Annotated in this window: 22 protein-coding genes; 18 read left to right on the top strand and 4 right to left on the bottom strand. The window is 59.7% G+C overall.

The window, feature by feature from the left end; genetic code table 11:
- The first annotated feature begins 95 nt into the window (after positions 1 to 95).
- From dnaE to ispD, 8 genes are all read left to right on the top strand, one after another.
- Positions 96 to 3,617 (top strand): DNA polymerase III subunit alpha, encoded by a 3,522-nt coding sequence (dnaE, locus tag ACI77D_RS10600; protein WP_064451161.1) that lies wholly within the window; start codon positions 96 to 98, stop codon positions 3,615 to 3,617.
- 129 nt (positions 3,618 to 3,746) lie between these two features.
- A complete protein-coding gene (locus ACI77D_RS10595) occupies positions 3,747 to 4,694 on the top strand; it encodes an acetyl-CoA carboxylase carboxyltransferase subunit alpha (protein WP_064451162.1) in 948 nt (315 codons plus the stop codon).
- A gap of 208 nt (positions 4,695 to 4,902) precedes the next feature.
- Complete coding sequence (gene tilS / locus ACI77D_RS10590) at positions 4,903 to 6,222, top strand: tRNA lysidine(34) synthetase TilS (RefSeq protein WP_407016541.1); 1,320 nt, start codon at positions 4,903 to 4,905, stop codon at positions 6,220 to 6,222.
- Positions 6,223 to 6,495: 273 nt separating this feature from the next.
- The gene (locus ACI77D_RS10585) at positions 6,496 to 8,127 is read left to right on the top strand and encodes a CTP synthase (protein WP_064451164.1); all 1,632 of its coding nucleotides are present in this window, start codon (positions 6,496 to 6,498) and stop codon (positions 8,125 to 8,127) included.
- 5 nt (positions 8,128 to 8,132) lie between these two features.
- Positions 8,133 to 8,978 (top strand): 3-deoxy-8-phosphooctulonate synthase, encoded by an 846-nt coding sequence (gene kdsA / locus ACI77D_RS10580; RefSeq protein ID WP_064451165.1) that lies wholly within the window; start codon positions 8,133 to 8,135, stop codon positions 8,976 to 8,978.
- Between the two features lie 157 nt (positions 8,979 to 9,135).
- Positions 9,136 to 10,425 (top strand): phosphopyruvate hydratase, encoded by a 1,290-nt coding sequence (gene eno, locus ACI77D_RS10575; protein ID WP_407016540.1) that lies wholly within the window; start codon positions 9,136 to 9,138, stop codon positions 10,423 to 10,425.
- A gap of 171 nt (positions 10,426 to 10,596) precedes the next feature.
- Positions 10,597 to 10,875, top strand: a complete 279-nt coding sequence (gene ftsB / locus ACI77D_RS10570; RefSeq protein WP_058412406.1) for a cell division protein FtsB — start codon at positions 10,597 to 10,599, stop codon at positions 10,873 to 10,875.
- Positions 10,872 to 11,579, top strand: a complete 708-nt coding sequence (ispD, locus tag ACI77D_RS10565) for a 2-C-methyl-D-erythritol 4-phosphate cytidylyltransferase (RefSeq protein ID WP_064451167.1) — start codon at positions 10,872 to 10,874, stop codon at positions 11,577 to 11,579. Before ftsB ends, ispD begins: the two co-directional genes overlap by 4 nt.
- A gap of 111 nt (positions 11,580 to 11,690) precedes the next feature.
- Here ispD and ACI77D_RS10560 read toward each other — a convergent pair whose 3' ends face one another.
- On the bottom strand, positions 11,691 to 12,587 hold the full coding sequence (locus tag ACI77D_RS10560; RefSeq protein ID WP_064451168.1) for a LysR substrate-binding domain-containing protein: 897 nt from the start codon (positions 12,585 to 12,587) through the stop codon (positions 11,691 to 11,693).
- A gap of 109 nt (positions 12,588 to 12,696) precedes the next feature.
- Here ACI77D_RS10560 and ACI77D_RS10555 point away from each other — a divergent pair, with 109 nt between their 5' ends.
- From ACI77D_RS10555 to rpoS, 8 genes are all read left to right on the top strand, one after another.
- Positions 12,697 to 13,809, top strand: a complete 1,113-nt coding sequence (locus tag ACI77D_RS10555) for an S-(hydroxymethyl)glutathione dehydrogenase/class III alcohol dehydrogenase (RefSeq protein ID WP_025855143.1) — start codon at positions 12,697 to 12,699, stop codon at positions 13,807 to 13,809.
- Between the two features lie 89 nt (positions 13,810 to 13,898).
- Positions 13,899 to 14,744: an S-formylglutathione hydrolase gene (fghA, locus tag ACI77D_RS10550; protein ID WP_064454870.1), complete on the top strand. Its 846-nt coding sequence runs from the start codon at positions 13,899 to 13,901 to the stop codon at positions 14,742 to 14,744.
- Between the two features lie 54 nt (positions 14,745 to 14,798).
- Positions 14,799 to 15,272 (top strand): 2-C-methyl-D-erythritol 2,4-cyclodiphosphate synthase, encoded by a 474-nt coding sequence (ispF, locus tag ACI77D_RS10545; protein WP_064451170.1) that lies wholly within the window; start codon positions 14,799 to 14,801, stop codon positions 15,270 to 15,272.
- Positions 15,269 to 16,327, top strand: a complete 1,059-nt coding sequence (gene truD / locus ACI77D_RS10540) for a tRNA pseudouridine(13) synthase TruD (protein WP_262667229.1) — start codon at positions 15,269 to 15,271, stop codon at positions 16,325 to 16,327. Before ispF ends, truD begins: the two co-directional genes overlap by 4 nt.
- Positions 16,315 to 17,064 (top strand): 5'/3'-nucleotidase SurE, encoded by a 750-nt coding sequence (gene surE, locus ACI77D_RS10535; RefSeq protein WP_064451172.1) that lies wholly within the window; start codon positions 16,315 to 16,317, stop codon positions 17,062 to 17,064. The genes truD and surE overlap by 13 nt, the downstream gene beginning before the upstream one ends.
- A 41-nt stretch (positions 17,065 to 17,105) precedes the next feature.
- A complete protein-coding gene (locus ACI77D_RS10530) occupies positions 17,106 to 17,741 on the top strand; it encodes a protein-L-isoaspartate(D-aspartate) O-methyltransferase (RefSeq protein WP_010176736.1) in 636 nt (211 codons plus the stop codon).
- 209 nt (positions 17,742 to 17,950) lie between these two features.
- Positions 17,951 to 18,787: a peptidoglycan DD-metalloendopeptidase family protein gene (locus tag ACI77D_RS10525; protein ID WP_082895841.1), complete on the top strand. Its 837-nt coding sequence runs from the start codon at positions 17,951 to 17,953 to the stop codon at positions 18,785 to 18,787.
- Positions 18,788 to 18,893: 106 nt separating this feature from the next.
- Positions 18,894 to 19,904 (top strand): RNA polymerase sigma factor RpoS, encoded by a 1,011-nt coding sequence (rpoS, locus tag ACI77D_RS10520; RefSeq protein WP_064451173.1) that lies wholly within the window; start codon positions 18,894 to 18,896, stop codon positions 19,902 to 19,904.
- A 234-nt stretch (positions 19,905 to 20,138) separates the two neighbouring features.
- Here the strand turns inward: rpoS and ACI77D_RS10515 are convergent, their stop codons facing one another.
- The gene (locus tag ACI77D_RS10515) at positions 20,139 to 20,348 is read right to left on the bottom strand and encodes a cold-shock protein (RefSeq protein WP_002554837.1); all 210 of its coding nucleotides are present in this window, start codon (positions 20,346 to 20,348) and stop codon (positions 20,139 to 20,141) included.
- Positions 20,349 to 20,737: 389 nt separating this feature from the next.
- On the opposite strand from ACI77D_RS10515, the gene dcd reads away from it, so the two are divergent.
- Positions 20,738 to 21,304: a dCTP deaminase gene (dcd, locus tag ACI77D_RS10510; protein ID WP_017137166.1), complete on the top strand. Its 567-nt coding sequence runs from the start codon at positions 20,738 to 20,740 to the stop codon at positions 21,302 to 21,304.
- Between the two features lie 107 nt (positions 21,305 to 21,411).
- Positions 21,412 to 21,612 carry a hypothetical protein gene (locus ACI77D_RS10505; protein ID WP_027604457.1) on the top strand — a complete coding sequence of 67 codons (201 nt, stop codon included), beginning with the start codon at positions 21,412 to 21,414 and terminating at the stop codon, positions 21,610 to 21,612.
- A gap of 30 nt (positions 21,613 to 21,642) precedes the next feature.
- Here the strand turns inward: ACI77D_RS10505 and pdeM are convergent, their stop codons facing one another.
- Together pdeM and ACI77D_RS10495 are read right to left on the bottom strand one after the other, a co-directional pair.
- Positions 21,643 to 22,278, bottom strand: coding sequence for a ligase-associated DNA damage response endonuclease PdeM (pdeM, locus tag ACI77D_RS10500; protein WP_221296056.1), 636 nt, complete (start codon positions 22,276 to 22,278; stop codon positions 21,643 to 21,645).
- Positions 22,279 to 22,292: 14 nt separating this feature from the next.
- Complete coding sequence (locus ACI77D_RS10495; RefSeq protein ID WP_407016557.1) at positions 22,293 to 24,773, bottom strand: ligase-associated DNA damage response DEXH box helicase; 2,481 nt, start codon at positions 24,771 to 24,773, stop codon at positions 22,293 to 22,295.
- Positions 24,774 to 24,793: the final 20 nt, after the last annotated feature.

Here is a 24,793-nt window from a genome sequence, read left to right as displayed (position 1 = left end):
TGCCAAGGCCCGGTACAATCCGGCCTTTAAAGCGCAGTAGCTTTAAATGCCGGATTTCCGGGCTTTGTTGTTTCTACGTTTAAGACAGGATCACTATGCCGGCTTCATTCGTTCACCTACGCCTGCACACTGAATACTCCCTGGTCGACGGCCTGGTACGGATCAAACCCCTGGTCAAAACCCTGGTGGGCATGAATATGCCTGCGGTCGCGGTTACCGATCAGAACAACATGTGTTCCCTGGTCAAGTTCTACAAGAACGCCATGGGCGCCGGCATCAAGCCCATTTGCGGCGCCGACCTGTGGCTGTCCAACAAAGACCCGGATAACCCCCTGAGCCGCATCAGCCTGCTGGCGATGAACGGCGTGGGTTATCGCAACCTCACTGAACTGATTTCCCGCGGCTTTATCGACGGCCAACGTAACGGCTCGATCATTATCGAGCGCGAGTGGGTGGCCGAAGCGAGCGAGGGCGTGATCATGCTCTCGGCAGCCAAAGAGGGTGAGATCGGTATCGCGTTGCTGGGCGGCAACCCGCAGGAAGCCGAGGTGCTGGCCCGCGAGTGGATGCAGGTGTTCCCGGACCGCTTCTATCTGGAAGTCCAGCGCACCAATCGCCCCAATGATGAAGAGCACCTGCACGCTGCCGTGGCCCTGGCTGACAAGCTGGGCGCGCCGCTGGTCGCAACCAACGATGTGCGTTTTATCAAGAAAGAAGATTTCGAGGCCCACGAAACCCGCGTGTGCATCGGCGAAGGCCGGGCCCTGGATGACCCGCGTCGTTCGAAGAACTACAGCGAGGAGCAGTACCTCAAAAGCGCCGACGAGATGGCCGAGTTGTTCAGCGACCTGCCCGAAGCCCTGGAAAACTCCGTCGAGATCGCCAAGCGCTGCAACATCGAAGTGAAGCTGGGCAAGCACTTCCTGCCCAACTTTCCGATTCCCGATGGCATGACCATCGATGAGTACTTCCGCAAGGTGTCGTTCGATGGCCTGGAGGAACGTCTATCCGTTCTGTTGCCCAAGGACACCACCGAAGACTACGACGCCAAGCGCCAGGTCTACGTTGATCGGCTGAATTTCGAGCTGGATATCATCATCCAGATGGGCTTCCCCGGTTACTTCCTGATCGTTATGGACTTTATCCAGTGGGCCAAAAGCAACGGCGTACCGGTAGGTCCTGGCCGAGGGTCGGGTGCTGGTTCGCTGGTGGCCTATGTGCAAAAGATTACCGACCTCGACCCGCTGGAATATGACCTGCTGTTCGAACGGTTCCTGAACCCGGAGCGGGTTTCCATGCCCGACTTCGACGTCGACTTCTGCATGGACGGTCGCGACCGTGTCATTGAGTACGTGGCTGAGAAATACGGCCGCAACGCTGTAAGCCAGATCATCACCTTCGGTTCGATGGCGGCGAAAGCGGTAATCCGAGACGTGGCTCGAGTGCAGGGCAAGTCCTACGGCCTGGCGGATCGCCTGTCGAAGATGATCCCGTTCGAAGTCGGCATGACCCTGGAAAAAGCCTACGAGCAGGAAGAAATTCTGCGTGACTTCATCAAGGTCGATGAAGAAGCCGCTGAAATCTGGGACATGGCGCGCAAACTCGAAGGCGTGGTGCGTAACGTCGGGAAACACGCCGGTGGTGTGGTCATCGCGCCGACCAAGCTGACCGACTTTTCGCCGATCTATTGCGATGAAGAAGGCGGCGGCCTGGTAACCCAGTTCGACAAGGATGACGTGGAGGCGGCCGGCCTGGTGAAGTTCGACTTCCTTGGCCTGCGGACCCTGACCATCATCGACTGGGCGCTCAAGACGATTAACCGCGAGCGCGCGAAGGTTAACGAAGAACCGCTGGATATCGCGTTTATCCCGCTGGACGACAAGCCTACCTACCAGTTGCTGCAAAAAGCCGAAACCACGGCGGTGTTCCAGCTTGAGTCGCGCGGCATGAAAGAGCTGATCAAAAAGCTCAAGCCCGACTGCCTGGAAGACTTGATCGCATTGGTGGCGCTGTTCCGTCCAGGCCCACTGCAATCGGGCATGGTGGACGACTTCATCAACCGTAAGCACGGCCGCGCCGAGCTGGCGTATCCGCACTCCGACTACCAGTACGAAGGCCTCAAGCCGGTACTGGCGCCGACCTACGGCATCATCCTGTATCAGGAACAGGTGATGCAGATTGCCCAGGTCATGGCCGGTTACACCCTCGGTGGTGCGGACATGCTGCGTCGCGCCATGGGTAAGAAAAAACCCGAGGAAATGGCCAAGCAGCGTGGCGGTTTCATTGAAGGTTGCGCCACCAACAATATCGACGCCGACCTCGCCGGTAACATTTTCGACCTGGTGGAAAAATTCGCCGGTTATGGCTTCAACAAATCCCACTCCGCCGCCTACGGCCTCGTCTCGTACCAGACCGCGTGGCTGAAAGCCCACTACCCGGCGCCGTTCATGGCCGCGGTACTCTCGGCGGATATGCACAACACCGACAAGGTCGTGACCTTGATCGAGGAAGTGCGCACGATGAAGCTGCGCCTCGACGCACCGGACGTGAACGCCTCGGAGTTCAAGTTCACGGTGAACGACGAAGGCCGCATCATCTACGGCCTGGGCGCGATCAAAGGTGTGGGCGAAGGCCCGGTGGAGGCAATCACCGAGGCGCGCCAGGATGGGCCGTTCAAGGACCTGTTCGATTTCTGTGCGCGGGTCGACCTCAAACGCATCAACAAGCGCACCCTCGATGGCTTGATCCGCAGCGGCGCACTCGATCGTCTCGGCCCGTACTTCCATGATGAGCCGAAGGCTTATCAGGCCAACATCGACCGCAACCGTGCGGTGCTGCTGACCGCCATGGAAGAAGCGATCAAGGCCGCCGAACAGACTGCCCGCACTCACGACAGCGGCCACGCCGACCTGTTTGGCGGGTTGTTCGTCGAAGCAGACGCGGACGTGTACGCCAACCACCGCAAGGCCAAGGAGCTGACCCTCAAGGAACGGCTCAAGGGCGAGAAAGACACCCTGGGCCTGTACCTCACCGGTCACCCGATTGACGAGTACGAAGGCGAAATCCGCCGTTTCGCCCGTCAGCGCATCATCGACCTGAAACCGGCACGGGACACCCAGACCGTCGCCGGCATGATCATCGCCCTGCGGGTGATGAAAAATAAGAAGGGCGACAAGATGGGCTTTATCACCCTCGATGACCGCTCGGGCCGGATCGAGGCGTCGCTGTTTGCCGATGCCTTCCACTCCGCCCAGTCGTTGCTGCAGACCGACGCCATGGTGGTGGTGGAAGGGGAGGTCAGCAACGACGACTTCTCCGGTGGCCTGCGCCTGCGGATCAAAAGGGTGATGAGCATGGAAGATGCGCGTACCAATTTGGCGGAAAGCCTGCGTTTGAAGGTCAAGACCGAAGCCCTCAAAGGCGATCAGCTACGCTGGTTGGGTGACCTGCTCAAACGCCACCGCGGCGCGTGCCCGGTGACCATGGAGTACACCGGCAATGATGCCAAGGCCATGCTGCAGTTTGGGGAGACGTGGCGAATTGATCCCGCTGATGGCTTGATTCAAGCTTTGCGTGACCAGTTCGGGCGAGACAACGTCTTCCTCCAATACCGTTGACGGTCAGATACGTCTGATCTCGACTGAACATTTAATCTCGACCTAAACGCGCCTCTCCCTTAAGGTAGGGCGCGAATAGACAACCGGCTGGCCAGGCACCCCTTGGCCGTCGACCCAAGACGGACGCTTATGAACCCGAATTTTCTTGATTTCGAACAGCCGATCGCTGACCTGCAAGCCAAGATCGAAGAACTGCGCCTGGTCGGCAATGACAATTCGCTGAACATCGGCGATGAGATCGCTCGCCTGCAAGACAAGAGCAGCACGCTCACCGAAGACATCTTCGGCAAGCTGACCAGCTGGCAGATCGCGCGTCTGGCTCGCCACCCGCGCCGTCCCTACACCCTGGACTACATTCAGCACATCTTCACCGAGTTCGACGAGCTGCACGGCGACCGCCACTTCTCCGACGACGCGGCCATCGTGGGCGGTATTGCTCGCCTGGACGACCAGCCGGTAATGGTCATTGGTCACCAGAAAGGCCGCGAAGTGCGCGAGAAGGTACGCCGCAACTTCGGCATGCCGCGCCCTGAGGGCTACCGCAAGGCCTGCCGCCTGATGGAAATGGCCGAGCGTTTCAAAATGCCGATCCTGACCTTCATCGACACCCCGGGTGCCTACCCAGGTATCGACGCCGAGGAGCGCAACCAGAGCGAAGCGATCGCCTGGAACCTGCGTGTGATGGCCCGCCTGAAAACCCCGATCATCGCCACCGTGATTGGTGAAGGTGGTTCCGGCGGTGCGCTGGCCATTGGTGTTTGCGACCAGTTGAACATGCTGCAATATTCGACCTACGCGGTGATCTCGCCGGAAGGTTGCGCTTCGATCCTGTGGAAAACCGCCGAAAAAGCGCCGGACGCTGCCGAAGCCATGGGTATCACTGCCGATCGCCTGAAAGGCTTGGGCATCGTTGATAAAGTCATCGCCGAGCCATTGGGCGGCGCTCACCGTGACCCGGCTGCGGCTGCGGCGACCATCCGCGCTGAACTGGGCTCGCAACTGGCGATGCTCAAGAAGTTCGATAACGAGGCGCTGCTGGCCCGTCGTTATGAGCGCCTGATGAGCTACGGTCTCTGATCAAACACTGATCTGGCAGACAATGCAGTACTAATGTGGGAGCGGGCTTGTGCGGGGGCTGGCTTGCCTGCGATAGCATCAACTCGGTGTAACAAATAACCCGAGTTGCCTGCATCGCGGGCAAGCCCGGCTCCCACACAAGCCCGGCTCCCACATTTGCTTTGTGTATGCTTGGCTACCGTATTCCAGTTCTGCGCCGGTATTTTTGATGACCCCAACTCTACCCGCCAAACTCCTGCAAACCCTGGCCCCGTGGCGCAACGCCCCGGCCTGGCATATCGCGTTCTCCGGTGGGCTCGACTCCACCGTCCTGCTGCACCTTCTCGCCACCCTGGCAAACACCGAAACCCTTCCACCGCTCAACGCCATCCATGTCCACCATGGCCTGCAAGCTGCCGCCGACGCCTGGCCCGGCCATTGCCAAACGGTATGTGACGGCTTGGGCGTACCCTTGCGGGTGATGCACGTGCAAGTGCAATCGGGCGCCAGCCTTGAGCGAGCGGCGCGTGATGCGCGTTATCAGGCGTTTACCGAGGTAGCCGGGGCGGGGGAAGTGTTGCTCACCGGCCAGCACCGCGACGATCAGGCTGAAACCCTATTGTTTCGCCTGCTGCGCGGGGCCGGCGTGCGAGGGTTGGCCGCAATGCCCGTGCATCGCCCGTTGGCGGATGGACATTTGGTGCGACCCTTGCTGGATGCCTCGCGTGCTGAGTTGGAGGCCTACGCCCAGCAACACCAGTTGACGTGGATCGAAGACCCTTCCAACGCCGATTCCCGGTTTTCCCGCAATTACCTGCGCCATCGTGTTGTCCCGGTGCTGGCGGAGCGTTGGCCTCAAGCGGTCGCAAGCCTGGCCCGCACCGCCGAACACCTCAGCGAAGCCCAAGGCCTGCTGGACGAATTGGCATTGATGGACCTGCAAGCCGCCGACCAACCCTCGTCATTTCCCTGGTTGTCCTTGCCGTCGTTGGCCCTTGCGCCGTTACGCGAGCTTTCCGATGCCCGTCAGCGCAATGCCCTGCGCAAATGGCTGAACACTCTTACTCGTTTACCCGACAGCGACCACTGGGCCAGCTGGTATTCCCTGCGCGACGCCAAGGGCGACGCGCAACCGCAGTGGTGCCTGGCCGACGGCCAGCTGCATCGTTGTGGCGAGCGCATTTGGTGGCTGCCTTCCGCGTGGTCGGAATTTTCCGACACGTCAGTGAGCTGGTCGCAGCCGCAAAACCCTCTAGAGTTACCTGGCAATGGCCAGCTGAGATTTGCCGGCAAGGCCCCAACAGGCCCATTGGTGATCCGTTATCGTCAGGGCGGCGAAATCATTGACGTGCCAGGCCGAGGCCGGCGTGACCTTAAGCGTTTGCTTAACGAATGCGGGCTGCCGGGCTTCATGCGTGGCAGATTGCCGCTGCTCTATCAGGGTGAGCAATTGCTGGCCGTCCCCAGCCTTGCGGGGTTATGGGTGACATCGTCTGGCGACTGGCAATTACATTGGATGCCACAGAGATGCGATCAAGGTTTGAGCTGATAGAGCCTTTCCGGTAGACTACGCTCCCTTCTTGATACAACTTCTGTGGATTCGACTGAATCGCAGCAGTTGCCGATTACCAAGCAGTCTTTGCTGGGCGATTCCAAAAAATGTGTAGCGATCAACGTACCGGTGTTTCATTGCTGGTCTGTCACAACGCGGCGGTTTTTTTGAAAGGTGCACTGTGATTAATGCAGGTGATCGGGGGCTTCGGCCTTCCTTCGCTTTCCCCGGCGGCTCGGACCGCTTTAACGCAGACTTCTAGGGTTTTTCATGACGCGCTACATATTCGTCACGGGCGGTGTTGTTTCTTCATTGGGGAAAGGCATTGCCTCCGCTTCATTGGCGGCCATCCTGGAGGCGCGGGGACTTAAGGTCACCATGCTCAAGCTGGACCCGTACATTAACGTTGACCCGGGCACCATGAGCCCGTTCCAGCACGGTGAAGTGTTCGTCACACACGACGGCGCCGAGACCGACCTGGACCTGGGCCACTACGAGCGGTTCATCCGCACGACCATGACCCAGAACAACAACTTCACCACCGGCCGTGTCTACGAGCACGTGCTGCGCAAGGAGCGCCGTGGTGACTACCTGGGTGCAACCATCCAGGTGATCCCGCACATCACCGACGAAATCAAGCGCCGCATCATCAAGGGTGCAGGCGATGCCGACGTGGCGATGGTCGAGATCGGTGGCACCGTAGGTGACATCGAATCCCAGCCGTTCCTCGAAGCCATCCGCCAGTTGCGTTTCGAAGTTGGCGCCAAGCGCGCGATGCTGATGCACCTGACGCTGGTGCCGTACATCGCTACCGCCGGTGAAACCAAAACCAAGCCAACCCAGCACTCGGTCAAGGAACTGCGTTCCATCGGCCTGCAGCCGGACGTGCTGGTGTGCCGCTCCGATCACCCGATCGATATTTCCTCGCGTCGCAAGATCGCGCAGTTCACCAACGTTGAAGAGCGTGCGGTGATTGCCCTGGAAGACGCCGACACTATCTACAAGATCCCGGGCATCCTGCATTCGCAAGGCCTGGATGATTTTGTGGTCGAGCGTTTCGGCCTGCAGTGCAACGGCGCGGACCTGTCCGAGTGGGAAGCTGTGGTTGATGCCAAGCTCAACCCTGAGCACGAAGTCACCATCGCCATGGTCGGCAAGTACATGGAGCTGCTGGATGCGTACAAGTCGCTGATCGAAGCGATGAGCCACGCCGGTATCAGCAACCGTACCAAGGTCAACCTGCGCTACATCGATTCCGAAGACATCGAGAACCAGGGCACCGCCCTGCTCGAAGGCGTTGACGCTATCCTCGTTCCCGGCGGTTTCGGCCTGCGTGGCGTGGAAGGCAAGATCACCGCTGTGCAGTACGCGCGTGAAAACAAGGTGCCGTACCTGGGTATCTGCCTGGGCATGCAAGTGGCCGTTATCGAGTTCGCCCGCAACGTGCTGGGCTGGAAAGACGCCAACTCCACCGAGTTCGATCACGCCAGCGGCCACCCGGTCGTAGGCCTGATCACCGAGTGGGAAGATGCCACCGGCGCCGTTGAGACCCGTACTGAAAGCTCCGACCTGGGCGGCACCATGCGCCTTGGCGCGCAAGACTGCCTGCTCGAGCCGGGCTCGCTGGTTCACGATTGCTACGGCAAGGATGTGATCGTCGAGCGTCACCGTCACCGCTACGAAGTGAACAACAACCTGCTGCCGCAGATCAAAGAAGCCGGCCTGAAAGTCTCTGGTCGCTCCGGCGATGGCAAGCTGGTTGAAGTGGTCGAGGCGCCGGATCATCCGTGGTTCGTGGCGTGCCAGTTCCACCCTGAGTTCACCTCGACCCCGCGCGACGGTCACCCGTTGTTCACCGGTTTCGTTAAAGCAGCACTGACGCAACATCAGAAGAAGGCGTAAACCTGATGGCCCAGAAGATCATTCGCGTAGGCGACATCGAGATTGCCAACGACAAGCCCATGGTGCTGTTCGGCGGCATGAACGTGCTGGAAAGCCGCGACATGGCGATGCAGGTCTGTGAAGAATACGTCAAGGTGACCGAGAAACTCGGTATCCCTTACGTGTTCAAGGCCAGCTTCGACAAGGCCAACCGTTCGTCCGTGACCTCCTATCGCGGCCCAGGCCTTGAAGAAGGCATGCGGATCTTCCAGGACATCAAGCAAGCCTTCGGCGTGCCGATCATCACCGACGTCCACGAGCCTGAACAGGCTGCCGTGGTCGCCGAGGTGTGCGACATCATCCAGCTGCCGGCCTTCCTGTCGCGCCAGACCGACCTCGTGGTCGCCATGGCCAAGACCGGCGCTGTGATCAATATCAAGAAAGCCCAGTTTCTCGCGCCTCAGGAAATGAAACATATCCTGAGCAAGTGCGTGGAAGCGGGTAACGACCAGTTGATCCTCTGCGAGCGTGGTTCGAGCTTCGGCTACAACAACCTCGTGGTGGATATGCTCGGTTTCGGCATCATGAAGCAGTTCGAATACCCGGTGTTCTTCGACGTGACCCACGCGCTGCAAATGCCCGGTGGTCGTGCCGATTCCGCTGGCGGGCGGCGTGCCCAGGTACTAGACCTGGCCAAGGCCGGCATCAGCCAGTCTTTGGCGGGCCTGTTCCTGGAAGCCCACCCGGACCCGGACAACGCCAAATGCGACGGTCCCTGCGCCCTGCGCCTGGACAAGCTGGAGCCATTCCTGGCCCAGCTCAAGCAGTTGGACGAACTGGTCAAGAGTTTTCCGACGGTAGAGACCGCGTAAGCGCCATTTCTCCGGTAGACTTTCCCTCGCTTTACGCTCAGGCCTGCGGGCCTGAGCCTTGTCGCCTGCAAGCCTGCCCCGTTGTTCCACCCTTGCGGTCGGTCAAAAGATTTCCTTCAGCTGCGTCGTTTTCGTCAACTTTGGAGTGTTTACAACAATGGCAAAAATCGTCGACATCAAAGGTCGTGAAGTTCTCGACTCCCGTGGCAACCCCACCGTCGAAGCCGACGTGCTTCTCGATAACGGCATCATCGGCAGCGCCTGCGCGCCGTCCGGTGCTTCTACCGGTTCGCGCGAAGCGCTGGAACTGCGTGATGGCGACAAGAGCCGTTACCTGGGCAAAGGTGTACTCAAGGCTGTAGCCAACATCAACGGCCCGATCCGTGACCTGTTGCTGGGCAAGGACCCGCTGGACCAGAAAGCCCTGGACCACGCGATGATCAAGCTCGACGGCACCGAAAACAAAGGCAGCCTGGGCGCCAACGCCATCCTCGCCGTGTCCCTGGCCGCTGCCAAGGCCGCCGCACAGGATCAGGACCTGCCGCTGTACGCCCACATCGCCAACTTGAACGGCACTCCGGGTGTGTACTCGATGCCGGTGCCGATGATGAACATCATCAACGGTGGCGAGCACGCTGATAACAACGTCGACATCCAGGAATTCATGGTGCAGCCGGTTGGCGCCAAGACCTTCTCCGAAGGCTTGCGCATGGGCACCGAGATTTTCCATCACCTCAAAGCTGTGTTGAAGGCCCGTGGCCTGAGCACCGCCGTGGGTGACGAAGGGGGTTTCGCACCGAACCTGGCGTCCAACGAAGATGCACTGAAAGTGATCTCCGAAGCCGTGGCCAACGCTGGCTACAAGCTGGGCACCGACGTGACCCTGGCCCTGGACTGCGCCGCGAGCGAGTTCTACGAGGACGGTAAATACAACCTGGCCGGCGAAGGCCATGTGTTCACCTCCGAAGGGTTTGCTGACTACCTCAAAGGCCTGACCGAGCGCTACCCGATCATCTCGATCGAAGATGGCCTGGACGAGTCTGACTGGGCGGGCTGGAAAGTCCTCACCGACAAGATCGGCGAGAAAATCCAACTGGTCGGCGACGACCTGTTCGTGACCAACACCAAGATCCTGAAAGAAGGCATCGACAAGAAGATCGCCAACTCGATCCTGATCAAGTTCAACCAGATCGGCACCCTGACCGAAACCCTGGAAGCCATCCAGATGGCCAACGCCGCGGGCTACACCGCCGTGATCTCGCACCGCTCCGGCGAAACCGAAGATTCGACCATTGCCGACCTGGCAGTGGGCACCTCGGCCGGCCAGATCAAGACCGGTTCCCTGTGCCGTTCCGACCGCGTTTCCAAGTACAACCAATTGCTGCGTATCGAAGAGCAACTGGCAGGTAAAGCCAAGTACAACGGTCGCAGCGAGTTTCGCGGCTGAGTGTTAAATGGTAAAAAGTCGACGGGTTGCGTCGGAAAAATCTCGATAGAGTGAATTTCGACGCTAATCTGATGGCTATCAAGCACAAGCCTGGTTCATCCAGGCTTCGTGCTATCAGTTGCTTCAAAAGTTTTGCATGGCTGTCTTTTTTTACTGGATACCCGGATTTCGATGCGCAGTCCCAATTGGTTGTTCCTCGTCTTGCTCTTATTGCTGGCTGGCCTGCAGTACCGCCTATGGGTCGGTAATGGCAGCTTTGCGCAGGTGAAAGAGCTGACCCAGCAAATTGCCGATCAGCACGCCGAAAACGAAATCCTGCTGGAGCGCAATCGCGTCCTCGATGCCGAAGTGCTTGAGCTGAAAAAAGGTACGGAGACCGTTGAAGAGCGGGCTCGTCATGAATTGGGCATGGTCAAGGAGGGCGAAACCCTCTACCAGTTGGCCCAATGAATCAGTCTTTACCGGCCTTCTGGGCCGTGATTCCTGCCGCGGGCGTCGGTGCCCGTATGGCCGCGGACCGTCCCAAGCAGTACTTGCAACTGGGCGGGCGCACTATTCTCGAACACAGCCTCGGCTGTTTTCTCGATCATCCTGGCCTCAAGGGGCTGGTGATCAGTCTTGCGGTAGATGACCCCTATTGGCCAAGCCTGTCGAGTGCCAACGACTCTCGCATTGTACGCGCGGACGGCGGCGACGAGCGCTCGGGTTCAGTACTCAATGCGTTGTTGCAACTCAATGCACTCGGCGCCAGCGATGACGACTGGGTGCTGGTGCACGATGCCGCGCGCCCTAACCTGAGCCGTGATGACCTCGACAAGCTGTTGGCGGAACTCGCGGATGATCCGGTCGGCGGCTTGCTCGCCGTACCGGCGCGCGACACCCTCAAGCGTGTCGACAAGCACGGCCGCGTGGTGGAAACCGTGGATCGCAGCCTGATCTGGCAGGCGTACACGCCGCAGATGTTCCGCCTGGGCGCCTTGCACCGTGCCTTGGCCGATAGCCTGGTCGCAGACGCAGTGATCACCGACGAAGCCTCGGCCATGGAATGGTCGGGCCAGGCACCACGCCTGATCGAAGGGCGCGCGGACAACATCAAGGTCACTCGTCCCGAAGACCTGGAGTGGCTCAGGTTGCGGTGGGCAAACCGCAGATAGTCAGTGACACCGCGTCGACCTCATCGCAGGCAAGCCAGCTCCCACAGTTGAAATGCAATTCCCTGTGGGAGTCGGGCTTGCCTGCGATGAGGCCCGAACAGTCGCCCCAAATTACGCGCTGTACTCCGGCCGCTCAGCCAACCCCTCCTTCAAAAAATCCACCAGCTTCCTGACCTTCGGCGACAAATGCCGTTGCTGCGGATACAACGCCCACACCGCCGTGTTCGGCGGCTGATTCGCTTCCAGTAACGACACCAGCGCACCACTGTGCAGATGCTCCAGCACGTAATAGTCCGGCAACTGGCATAACCCTACGCCTTGCAATGCGGCATCCAGTACCGCTTGCCCACTGTTGCAGCGCCAGTTGCCTTGCACCCGCTGGGAAAATTCGCGCCCGTCCTGCGCCAGTTGCCAAATGTCCGAGCTGCCAATCAGGCAATTATGCCGACTTAATTCCGACAAACTATGTGGCCGACCATACCGAGCCAGGTAGGACGGCGACGCGCACAGGTACATGCGTCGAGGGGCCAGGCGACTGGCTACCATGCGCGAGTCTTGCAGGCGACCCAGCCGGATCGCCAGGTCCAGGCCTTCATGCACCAGGTCCAACTGGCGATTGCTCAGCTCGATGTCCACGCGCAATTGCGGATAGAGCCCCATGAATCGCGTGACCAACGGCACGATAAAGCGCTCGCCGTACGCCACCGCACAGGTCATGCGCAACATGCCCTTGGGTTCGCTGGTGAGGTCGCCCACGGCGCGCAAGGCTTCTTCGCGACCGTCCTGCAAGCGCTGGCAGTGCTGCAGGAAGGTCTGGCCGGCTTCGGTCAGGGTCACCTTGCGCGTGCTTCGATACAGCAACCGCGTTTGCAGCCGTTCTTCCAGGCGCGCCACTTGCCGGCTGATGTGCGACGACGAAACCCCCAGCCGCTCGGCCGCCGCTGTGAATTGGCTGCATTCGGCCACGGCGACGAACTCATCGATGCCTTCCCAGCGGTTTTCCAGCATGTTGATTATCCCTGTACAGCAATAAAGTTTTGCTTTTGCCTGGATTATTAATCACTCAGCCATGTTTTACACTCACTGCCTCAGTTTTTAACTCCCTGGAGAAACCCGGATGATCAAGTCCCGCGCTGCCGTAGCCTTCGAAGCGAAAAAGCCCCTTGAGATCGTTGAAGTGGATGTCGCCATGCCCAAGGCTGGCGAGGTGCTGCTGCGGGTGGTCGCGTCCGGCGTGTGCCATACCGATGCGTACACCTTGTCGGGCGCCGACCCGGAAGGCATCTTCCCGTCGATCCTTGGCCATGAAGGCGGTGCGGTGGTTGAAGCGATCGGCGAGGGCGTGACCTCGGTCGCTGTCGGCGACCACGTGATCCCGCTTTACACCCCGGAGTGCGGGAAGTGCAAATTCTGCCTGTCGGGCAAGACCAACTTGTGCCAGGCCATCCGCTCCACCCAAGGCAAAGGCCTGATGCCCGATGGCACCACGCGCTTCTCCTATAAGGGTCAGCCGATTTTCCACTACATGGGTACCTCGACGTTCTCCGAGTACACCGTGCTGCCGGAAATTTCCGTCGCCAAAATCCCTAAAGAAGCGCCGCTGGAAAAAGTCTGCCTGCTGGGCTGCGGCGTCACCACCGGCATCGGTGCGGTGATCAACACGGCCAAGGTCAAGCCAGGTGACACCGTGGCGATCTTCGGTCTGGGCGGCATCGGCCTGTCGGCGGTCATCGGTGCGGTCAAAGCCAAGGCGGGTCGCATCATCGCCATCGACATCAACCCGGCCAAGTTCGAAATCGCCAAGCAACTCGGCGCCACCGATTGCATCAACCCGAAAGACTACGACCGCCCAATTCAGGACGTGATTGTCGACTTGACCGACGGCGGCGTGGACTTTTCCTTCGAGTGCATCGGCAATGTGCAACTGATGCGTGCCGCTCTGGAGTGCTGCCACAAGGGTTGGGGCGAGTCGGTGATCATCGGCGTTGCGGGTGCCGGCCAGGAAATCGCCACTCGCCCATTCCAACTGGTGACCGGTCGCGTCTGGCGCGGTTCGGCGTTCGGCGGCGTGCGCGGTCGTACTGAGTTGCCAAGCTACGTGGAAATGGCCCAGACCGGCGAGATCCCGCTGGACACGTTCATCACCCACACCATGGGCCTGGAAGACATCAACAAAGCGTTTGATCTGATGCATGAAGGCAAGAGCATTCGTACCGTCATCCACTTTTGATGCAGCTGCAAGTTGCAAGCTTCACGCTGCAAGAAGGCGTACGCCCACTTGCAGCTTATAGCTTGCCGCTTGCCGCTGGGAGCATTCCCATGACCCTGGAAAATATCTCCTGCCAGAAGAGTTTTGGCGGCTGGCATAAACGCTACAAACACAGCTCCCACGTGCTCGGTTGCGATATGACGTTTGCCGTCTACCTGCCGCCGCAAGCGGAGCAGGGTGGCACGTTACCGGTGCTGTATTGGCTGTCCGGGTTGACCTGCACCGACGAGAACTTCATGCAGAAGGCCGGCGCCCATCGGATGGCCGCCGAACTGGGGTTGATCATCGTCGCGCCGGACACCAGCCCCCGCGGGCCAGGTGTACCGGGCGACCCGGATAACGCGTGGGATTTCGGCCTGGGTGCGGGTTTCTACCTGAATGCCACCCAGGAACCTTGGGCCAAGCACTATCGGATGCATGACTACGTGGTGCAGGAATTGCCGGCGTTGGTTGAAGCGCATTTCCCTGCGTCGGATAAGCGCGGCATCAGCGGCCATTCAATGGGCGGCCATGGTGCGTTGGTGTGTGCCCTACGCAACCCTGGACGTTACCAATCGGTGTCGGCATTTTCGCCGATCAACAACCCGATGGACTGCCCATGGGGCCAGAAAGCCTTTTCCCGTTATTTGGGCGAAGAACGCTCGAAATGGCGCGAGTGGGATGCCTGCGTACTGATCAGCGAAGCCTCGGAAAAGCTGCCACTGTTGGTCGACCAGGGTGATCGCGATGATTTCCTGGCGGTGCAACTCAAGCCTGAAGCTTTGCAACAGGCGGCCAAGGCGGCCAACCATCCACTCGAACTGCGCCTGCAGCCGGGTTATGACCACAGCTACTTCTTTATCGCCAGCTTCATCGAAGACCATTTGCGACACCATGGTCGTGCTTTGCTCGGTTAATGTGAGGCAAAAGTAGGTAGAATCACGCCCTGAATTAAATCGGGGCGTTTTTTTATGCGTATTGGCCACGGCTACGATGTGCACCGTTTCGCTGAAGGCGATTTCATCACCCTGGGCGGCGTGCGCATTGCACACCACCATGGGTTGCTGGCTCATTCCGACGGCGACGTTGTGCTGCATGCCTTGAGCGATGCTTTGCTCGGCGCGGCCGCGTTGGGTGATATCGGCAAGCACTTTCCGGACACCGACCCTTCCTTCAAGGGCGCGGACAGCCGTGTGTTGCTGCGCCATGTGGTCGGCCTGATCCACGCCAAGGGTTGGAAAGTCGGCAACGTCGATAACACCATCGTGGCCCAGGCGCCGAAAATGGCGCCCCACATTGAGTCGATGCGCGCACTGATTGCCGCGGACCTGCAAATTGAATTGGATCAAGTGAACGTGAAAGCCACCACCACCGAAAAGCTCGGGTTTACCGGTCGTGAAGAGGGCATCGCGGTGCACTCCGTCGCCTTGTTGCTGCGCGCATGAACGACCTGGAACTGTTGGGCCCGCGGGCCTATGGCGAGGCGCTGGGCAGCGCGGTCCTGAAGGCTACGGCGGAAGATTTCCAGGTCGACGAAGTGCTCGATATCCCGCTGACCGGCGACGGTGAGCACCTGTGGCTGTGGGTTGAAAAGCGTGGCCTGAATACCGAAGAAGCTGCACGGCGAATCGCCAAGGCCGCTGGCGTGCCGTTGCGCACCGTCAGCTATGCCGGGCTCAAGGACCGCCAGGCGTTGACCCGCCAGTGGTTCAGCGTGCAACTGCCAGGCAAGGCCGACCCGGACATGAGCGGTGCGGAAAACGACACCCTCAAGATCCTTAAAAGCGCCCGCCACAAGCGCAAGCTGCAACGCGGTGCGCATGCGGCCAACGGCTTTACCCTGCGCCTCACCCAGTTGGTCGGGGACACCGCCGCTATCGACGCGCGTTTGCAGCTGATTGCCCAGCACGGCATTCCTAATTATTTCGGCACCCAGCGCTTTGGCCACAACGGTGGCAACGTGGTGGACGCCCGTGCATGGGCGGCGCGCAAGGCCTTGCCTGAACAGCGCAATGTGCGTTCACGGCTGCTGTCCACCGCGCGTAGCTTTCTGTTCAACAAAGTGTTGGCCGCGCGTGTCGCCGACGGCTCCTGGCAGCGTGCCCAGGTGGGCGACCTGTTGGCGTTTACCGACAGCCGCAGTTTTTTCCCGGCGGGGGAGGCTGAATGCAGCGACCCACGCCTGGCGATTCTGGACCTGCACCCGACCGGGCCGCAGTGGGGCGAGGGTGATTCGCCGGCGACCGGTGCAACCCATGCGCTGGAACAGGCGGTCGCCGCCAGCGAAGCCGACCTGCGCGATTGGCTGGTGAATGCCGGTATGAGCCAGGAACGTCGCATTCTTCGACTGCCCATTGGCGGGTTGACGTGGCATTATCCCGGTCCTGACATTCTGCAATTGGAATTCGTCCTGCCGGCCGGATGCTTCGCCACTGTGTTGGTGCGCGAGCTTGTTGATCTGGTGTCGGTGGGGCCGACGGACAACCCATGCGTATTCTGATATCAAACGATGACGGTGCCACCGCACCCGGTCTTGCCGCGCTTTATGCAGCGCTGGAAGATTACGCCGAGTGCGTGGTGGTTGCCCCGGACCAGGACAAGAGCGGCGCCAGCAGTTCGCTGACGCTCGACCGTCCGTTGCACCCGCACGTTCTGGCTAATGGCTTTATCAGTGTGAACGGCACTCCCACCGATTGCGTGCACCTGGCAATCAACAGTTTGTTGGAGCAGGAGCCCGACCTGGTGGTATCGGGCATCAACCTCGGCGCCAACCTGGGCGATGACGTGTTGTATTCCGGTACCGTGGCGGCAGCCCTTGAGGGGCGATTCCTGGGCCGCACCTCGTTCGCCTTTTCGTTTGCCTCACGGCAATTGGATAACCTGGCGACGGCGGCGTACTTCGCGCGCAAGCTGGTGGAAGCCCACTGTTCGCTGGACTTGCCGCCGCGTACGGTGCTCAACGTCAATATTCCCAATTTGCCCCTCGACCATATTCGCGGCATCCAGCTGACGCGCCTGGGCCATCGCGCCCGGGCGGCGGCGCCGTTGAAAGTGGTCGATCCGCGTGGCAAGGAAGGCTATTGGATCGCCGCAGCGGGTGACGCCGAGGACGGTGGGCCGGGCACGGACTTTCATGCGGTGATGCAAGGTTATGTTTCGATTACCCCGTTGCAGCTTGATCGCACCTTCAGTGATGCCTTCAGTAGTCTGGATGGCTGGCTCGAGGGGCTGCGTTGATGGCGCGTGAACAAGACGACCTGTTGCGTCGTGGCATCGGGATGACCTCCCAGCGTACCCGCGAGCGTTTGATCCAGCGCCTGTACGAAGAAGGCCTGTCCAACGCCCAGGTGCTGGAAGTCATCCGGCGCACGCCGCGGCACCTGTTTGTCGATGAGGCCCTGGCCCATCGCGCCTATGAAGACACCGCGTTGCCGATTGGCCACAACCAGACCATCTCGCAGCCTTATATGGTCGCGCGCATGAGTGAACTGCTGCTGGCGGCTGGGCCGTTGGACAAGGTGCTGGAGATCGGCACCGGTTCGGGTTACCAGACTGCGGTGCTGTCGCAACTGGTGGAACGGGTGTTCTCGGTGGAGCGCATCAAGGTCCTGCAGGATCGCGCCAAGGAGCGCCTGGTGGAGCTCAACCTGCGCAACGTGGTGTTCCGTTGGGGCGATGGTTGGGAAGGTTGGCCTGCGCTGGCGCCTTATAACGGCATTATCGTCACGGCCGTCGCGACTGACGTACCGCAAGCGTTGCTCGATCAACTGGCGCCTGGCGGGCGGTTGGTCATCCCGGTGGGCTCCGGCGAAGTGCAACAATTGATGCTCATTATCCGGGAGGAAGAAGGCTTTTCCCGGCATGTGCTGGGCGCTGTGCGCTTCGTACCGTTGCTCAATGGCCCGCTGGCCTGATCATTTATTCGCAAACAGTGAATTCTGTGGGTGGGGATGTGTCTTACAGCGGGGCTTATAGAGTCAACATGATTGGAAACCGTGATTAAACATGATGAATTTTTCGTTTCAGTCGTGTGCCGGTAAAAAGCCAATGCCCAGTTATACTTGCGTCATATTTCAAGCCTGATACAGGCGTTCATGTTCAGCCACCACAAAGGGAGCGGCGGGTGAGTCTCACAGGTCTTGCGCAGCGTATGAGTAAAACAAGCTTTCAGCGACTGGTGCTTGGCCTTGTCTTGAGTTCCTTGTTGGCGGGTTGCTCAAGCTCCCCATCCAGCAGCGCTCGGGTTGTCGACCGAAACAGTGCCGTGCCGCAAAAGCCGACGGTCACCACCGGGCAATATGTAGTGCGAAAGGGGGACACGATGTTCTCGATCGCCTTCCGTTATGGGTGGGATTACAAGGCGCTCGCAGCGCGTAACAATATTCCTGTGCCCTATACGATACATCCGGGGCAAACCATCCGCTTCGATGGGCGCACGGGTTCAACGCCTACGGCAGTTGTGACAAATTCCGGATCTTCGCCGTCGTCTTCGAGCAGGACGACCATCATCACACGGCCTGCAGGCGCCGCCACGTCTACGGTTGCGAGCAAGCCGGCACCCGCGCCGTTGCCGCCTGCAGGGCCTGCTCCGACCGGTTGGGGATGGCCTTCAAACGGTGTATTGATTGGAAAATTCTCTTCAAACGGTAGTTTGAATAAAGGCATTGATATCGCCGGGGATTTGGGACAGCCTGTTTTAGCTGCGTCTGATGGGACAGTGGTTTACGCCGGGAGTGGTTTACGGGGCTACGGCGAACTGGTCATCATCAAACACAGCGATACCTACGTCAGTGCTTACGGTCACAACCGTAGGCTGTTGGTTCGGGAGGGGCAGCAGGTCAAAGTCGGACAGACAATTGCCGAAATGGGGTCAACTGGTACAGACCGGGTGAAACTGCACTTTGAGATTCGCCGCCAAGGGAAACCTGTAGATCCGCTGCAATTCCTACCCCGTCGTTGATGTGTTGCACAGCCTGTTCCCTCGCGTAGAAGGAACAGGCTCCAGCGTTGCCAAGGATATAGGCGTCGCTCGAGCTTGAGGTCGAACTCACCAAAGGACTATAACAATGGCTCTCAGTAAAGAAGCGCCGGAGTTTGACATCGACGATGAGGTTCTCCTTGAAATGGAGATACTCACCGATAAGGAATCGATGTCGAATGATGAAGGGTCTGCTACACCTTCAGTTCGCACCAAATCCAAGAACGCCACCGCGTTAAAGCAACACAAGTACATTGACTACACGCGGGCGCTCGACGCAACGCAGTTGTACCTCAATGAGATCGGCTTTTCCCCTCTGCTGACTCCCGAAGAAGAAGTCCATTTTGCGCGCTTGTCGCAAAAGGGTGATCCGGCTGGGCGCAAGCGCATGATTGAAAGTAACCTGCGGCTGGTGGTGAAAATCGCCCGGCGTTATGTCAATCGTGGTCTGTCCCTGTTGGACCTGATCGAAGAGGGCAACCTGGGCTTGATCCGGGCGGTGGAGAAGTTCGACCCTGAGCGGGGCTTCCGCTTTTCAACTTATGCCACCTGGTGGATCCGCCAGACCATCGAACGGGCGATCATGAATCAGACCCGTACGATTCGGTTGCCGATCCATGTGGTCAAAGAGCTCAACGTCTACCTGCGGGCGGCGCGTGAGCTCACACAAAAACTCGATCATGAACCTTCGCCTGAAGAAATCGCCAACCTGCTGGAAAAACCGGTGGGGGAGGTCAAGCGCATGCTTGGCTTGAATGAGCGTGTGTCTTCGGTCGACGTCTCGCTGGGTCCGGATTCGGATAAAACCCTGCTGGACACCCTGACGGATGATCGCCCGACGGATCCTTGCGAGCTGTTGCAGGACGATGATCTTTCCCAAAGCATTGACCAGTGGCTGTCTGAGCTCACGGATAAGCAGCGTGAAGTGGTGATTCGCCGCTTCGGCCTGCGTGGCCATGAGAGCAGCACCCTGGAGGATGTAGGCCTGGAAATTGGCCTGACCCGTGAGCGGGTGCGGCAGATCCAGGTAGAGGGCCTCAAGCGCTTGCGTGAGATCCTCGAGAAGAATGGCTTGTCGAGTGAGTCGCTGTTCCAATAACGACGCCATACGAAATGTGGGAGTAGGCTTGTGTGGGAGCTGGCTTGCCTGCGATAGCATCACCTCGGTTCATCAGTTACACCGAGTAGATGCTATCGCAGGCAAGCCAGCTCCCACATAAAGCTCACTCCCACATTTTTTTGTGCCCGGAATTCTATTGGCCTAGAGCAAAATTCCAGGCATAAAAAAACCCCGCTTTTAAGGGCGGGGTTTTTTCGACTAAGTCAGTACAAGTTAGATAACTTGAACTTCTTCAGCTTGCATGCCTTTCTGACCGCGGGTAGCGATGAAAGAAACCTGTTGGCCTTCTTTCAGGCTTTTGAAGCCGTCGGATTGGATAGCTTTGAAGTGAACGAACAGGTCGTCACCGGATTGTGGAGTGATGAAGCCGAAGCCTTTTTCATCGTTGAACCACTTAACGGTACCAGTTTGGCGATTAGACATGGTGTATCTCCTTGGACAAAGTTAACTGCGACTCAGGAAAAGCCCTGGCCGAGACTGAGTGCAAAGAGCAGGAAAAATTCTTGGAGATGGTTGGATCGAAATTCAACATATCGTGTAGAGATTCTCAGTGACACAAGCAGCACAGTGGCGCCACCTTAACCCTTTTTCAGGAACGTGCCAATGGTATTTCCGAAGGTTTCTCTATTTTCGTGACTGGCGGTGGTATTTACAGTCATCAATCGCTGCAGCGCGGGCCCCGGCCCGACGGGCTGTGCCCTATAGCAGGCAGTGCATTCATCAAGAAAAAACCCACGCCCTTTGAACCCCACGGCTGGCCCCGGTAAGATGCCCAACAGAATTTTTCCACCTCGCTATTCAGGACACCCGCCATGAGCATCAAATCGGACAAGTGGATTCGCCGCATGGCGCAAGAGCACGGCATGATCGAACCCTTCGTTGAACGCCAGATCCGTGGCGAAGGCGCGGCTCCCGTGATTTCCTACGGTGTATCCAGCTACGGCTACGACGTACGCTGCGCCGATGAATTCAAGGTGTTCACCAACATCAACTCGGCCATCGTCGATCCGAAAAACTTCGACGAAAAGAGCTTCGTCGACGTCAAGAGTGACGTGTGCATCATTCCGCCAAACTCCTTTGCCCTGGCGCGCACCGTGGAATTCTTCCGTATTCCCCGTGACGTGCTCACCATCTGCCTGGGTAAAAGCACCTACGCGCGCTGCGGCATCATCGTTAACGTGACGCCGCTTGAGCCAGAGTGGGAAGGCCATGTGACCCTGGAGTTTTCCAATACCACCACGTTGCCAGCCAAGATCTACGCCAACGAAGGCGTGGCACAGATGCTGTTCCTGCAGTCCGACGAGGCCTGTGAAGTGTCCTATAAAGACCGCGCCGGCAAGTATCAGGGCCAGCGTGGCGTTACTCTCCCACGCGCTTGATCGAAAGGTCTTACACGTAAAGGGAATTAGTCCGCGGGAATTGACTCTATTGGGTGTACTGCCTCGGTGCGTGCAAAACGCACCGAGCCACGCTTGAGGAGTCCTTTATGAAGATTGACCCGCGTATCAGCGCTGAACTCGCCCGGCTTGAACCCAACCAGATTGGTGTTTTGGCCTGGTCCCTGATGGCCGACCCTGCGTATGCGGGCGGCATCCCTGGTCAACCAGACGAAGATTGGCCCCAGCAGCCCACCGAGCCCGGTGAGCCGACGCTTCCGGATGAGCCGCCACCCGCGCCTGTCGCCTGATTCGTCAGGGCAAGGGACATGGCCGGCACGTCAGCGCACCGGCCAGACGTCCTCATCGCCGATCACAAAGATCTGTTGATCCATGCTCTGTTCCACTGCAAAGCCACCTGTAAAGGCGCCAAACGCCGGCAGCAAGCTGATACGCGAGCCGATCTGAAAGCACGGCAGCCGTAGACTCTGGCGGCCTTTGCCACGCAACCGATACACCGGATGCACATGCCCCGCCAGTACATGGTGGCTGGCGTGGGCGTCCGGCTCATGCTGCAACGCAAACGGCCCCATCAGCAGCGGCTCGGGAACCACCTCAATCCTCAAGTCGGCAGGCGGGTCGCCTGCGCGTTTATCGTGATTGCCACGAATCAAGGTCAGGCTCAGGTCGCGATTGCACGCTCGCCAGGCTCTCAAGGCGCTCAGGGTGCCGCTGGCGTGAGAGCCGGGGCCGTGCAGGAAGTCCCCGAGAAAGATCACCTGCGCGCACGGCAAGGCCGACAACAGCCGGTCCAGGCGTTGAAGGTTTTCCGAGGTCGTGCCCTGTGGCACCGGCTGCCCCAGGCTGCGATAGGCCGACGCTTTGCCAAAATGCGCATCGGCAATCAGCAGGCACTGGCGAGCAGGCCAGTACAGCGCCTTCTCAGCCAGCAACCACACGTCCTCACCCTCAAGCATCACTGAGTACACTCTTAGCGCTCCCCGTTATCCGCGACTTTTTCCAGGTCCCTGACCATCCGCGCAATGCGCTCGGACAGCTTTTCCGAGCTCATGCTTTCGCGCATCCGCTCAACCAGCAGTGGGAAGGCCAACGGTGTCGGCCGTTCGATCACATGCAGGTCCAGCTTCAGCGCCACCAGATGGCGCAGAGTGTCTTCCAGGCGACGAATATCCAACTCGTCCCGCAGGACTTCTTCCCCGGCCTGGGTCAGCAGCAGATTCTGCGGGTCATATTGCTTGAACACTTCATAGAACAAGCCGCTGGACGCCTGCACCTGACGGGTGCTTTTCGGCGCGCCGGGGTAGCCGGCAAACACCAGCCCGGCGATGCGTGCGATTTCGCGAAAGCGGCGCAGGGCCAGTTCACCCGCGTTGAGGCTGGCCGCTACATCCAACAACAAGTTCGCCGGACTCAGCAGCGCCTCGTTCAGTAAACGAGGCCAATCCACCGGCGTGGCACTCAACAGTTCCAGCCCGTAATCATTCACGGCAATCGAAAAGGTCACCGGCTGCAGTTGGCTGACCCGCCACGCCAACAAACTCGCCACCCCCAGATGCACCTGGCGCCCCGCAAACGGGTAAAGAAACAGGTGCCAGCCCTCCCGCGATTTCAGGGCTTCGGCCAGTAAGTGCTCGCGCGTTGGCAGGCCCGACCAGCGCAACTGGGTTTGCAGTAACGGTTGCACCGCCCGCATCTCCGGGCCGTCATAACGCCCGTGCGCGGCGGCATCAAAACGCTCAACCACCGCTTGGGCCAACTCATTGGAGAGCGGCATGCGCCCGCCATTCCAGCGCGGCACGGCAGCTTTTTTCGCGGTGCTGCGTCGCACATAGGCGGTCATGTTTTCCACCCGCACCAGCTCCAGCAAACGCCCGGCAAACAGAAAACCATCACCGGGTTTGAGCCGGGCGATAAAGCCTTCCTCGACACTGCCCAGGTTCTTGCCGCCACCGCCCTTGCTCCAGAATTTCAGCTGAATACTCGCGTCGCTGACGATAGTGCCCACGCTCATGCGGTGACGGCGCGCCAGGCGGGCATCCGGGACACGCCAGATACCCTGTTCGTCGGGCTCTACACGGCGATAATCCGGGTAGGCAGTCAGTGACAGGCCACCATGGCGCACAAACCCCAGCGCCCAGGCCCAATCAGCGTCTGTGAGGTCGCGATACGCCCAGGCACCGCGCACCTCCGCCAGCAGCGCCTGGGGGGTAAAACCACCGCCCAGGGCCATGCTCACCAAGTGTTGTACGAGCACATCCAAAGGTTTGTAAGGCGATTCTCGGGCTTCGATGCGCCGCTGGGCAATCGCATCCTGGGCGGCGGCGGCTTCCACCAGTTCGAGGCTGTGGGTTGGCACCAGCGTCACCCGTGACGGCCGTCCCGGCGCATGCCCCGAGCGCCCGGCGCGCTGCATCAAGCGCGCCACGCCTTTGGCCGAGCCGATCTGCAGCACCCGCTCCACCGGCAGGAAATCCACGCCCAGGTCCAGGCTGGAAGTACACACCACCGCTTTGAGCTGGCCGTCCTTCAAGGCCCGTTCCACCCAGTCACGCGTCTCCCGGGACAGCGAGCCGTGGTGCAGGGCAATCACGCCGGCCCAATCCGGACGCGCTTCCAGCAACGCCTGGTACCAAATCTCCGACTGCGCCCGCGTATTGGTAAACACCAGGCAACTGCTGCTGGTATCCACTTCGGCCACGACCTGCGGCAACATTTTCAAACCGATATGCCCGGCCCAGGGGAAACGCTCAGCGATGGGCGGCAAGAGGGTGTCGACCTTCAGCTCTTTCGCCGTTTGCCCCTGCACATTGATGCCGCCGCCTTGTGGGACCAGGACCTCCAATGCGTGGGCCTGATTACCCAGCGTTGCCGAAATCCCCCACACCACGAGTTCCGGATGCCAGCGCCGCAAACGCGCCAACGCCAGTTGCAGTTGTACGCCGCGTTTATTGCCGATCAGTTCATGCCACTCATCCACGATCACCATGCGCAGGTGCGCCAGGCTCGTTTCACTGTCGGCACGCGCCAGCATCAACGTAAGGCTTTCCGGTGTGGTGACCAGTGCGGTGGGCTGGCGACGGGTCTGGCGTGCGCGTTCGCTGCTGCTGGTGTCGCCGGTGCGCAGGCCGACGCTCCAGGGAATCTGCAAGGCCGCAAGCGGCGCTTCCAGGGCGCGTGCAGTGTCGGCGGCCAATGCACGCATGGGCGTGATCCACAACACCGTGAGCGGCTCAGCAGGCGCTTTGCGTTTGCCGGTGGTGGGCGGGCGAGTGATGGCGAAACGATTGAGGGCGGCAAACCACAGTGCATAGGTTTTACCCGCGCCGGTGCTGGCATGCAGCAACCCCGATTGGCCCTCTTTGACCGCTGCCCATACGGCCTTTTGAAAGGCGAACGGCTTCCAGCCCTTTGCGGCAAACCATTGTTTTGCGAAGTCGACGGGTTTTGCCATAGGGCGGCTGACGCTCTGGA

The sequence above is a fragment of the Pseudomonas sp. O39 genome, from assembly GCF_045447295.1.
GTDB classification, from domain to species: Bacteria; Pseudomonadota; Gammaproteobacteria; order Pseudomonadales; family Pseudomonadaceae; genus Aquipseudomonas; species Aquipseudomonas antarctica_A.
Note: the sequence above shows the minus strand (reverse complement) of the source record. Positions and strands in the feature narration are given on the sequence as shown.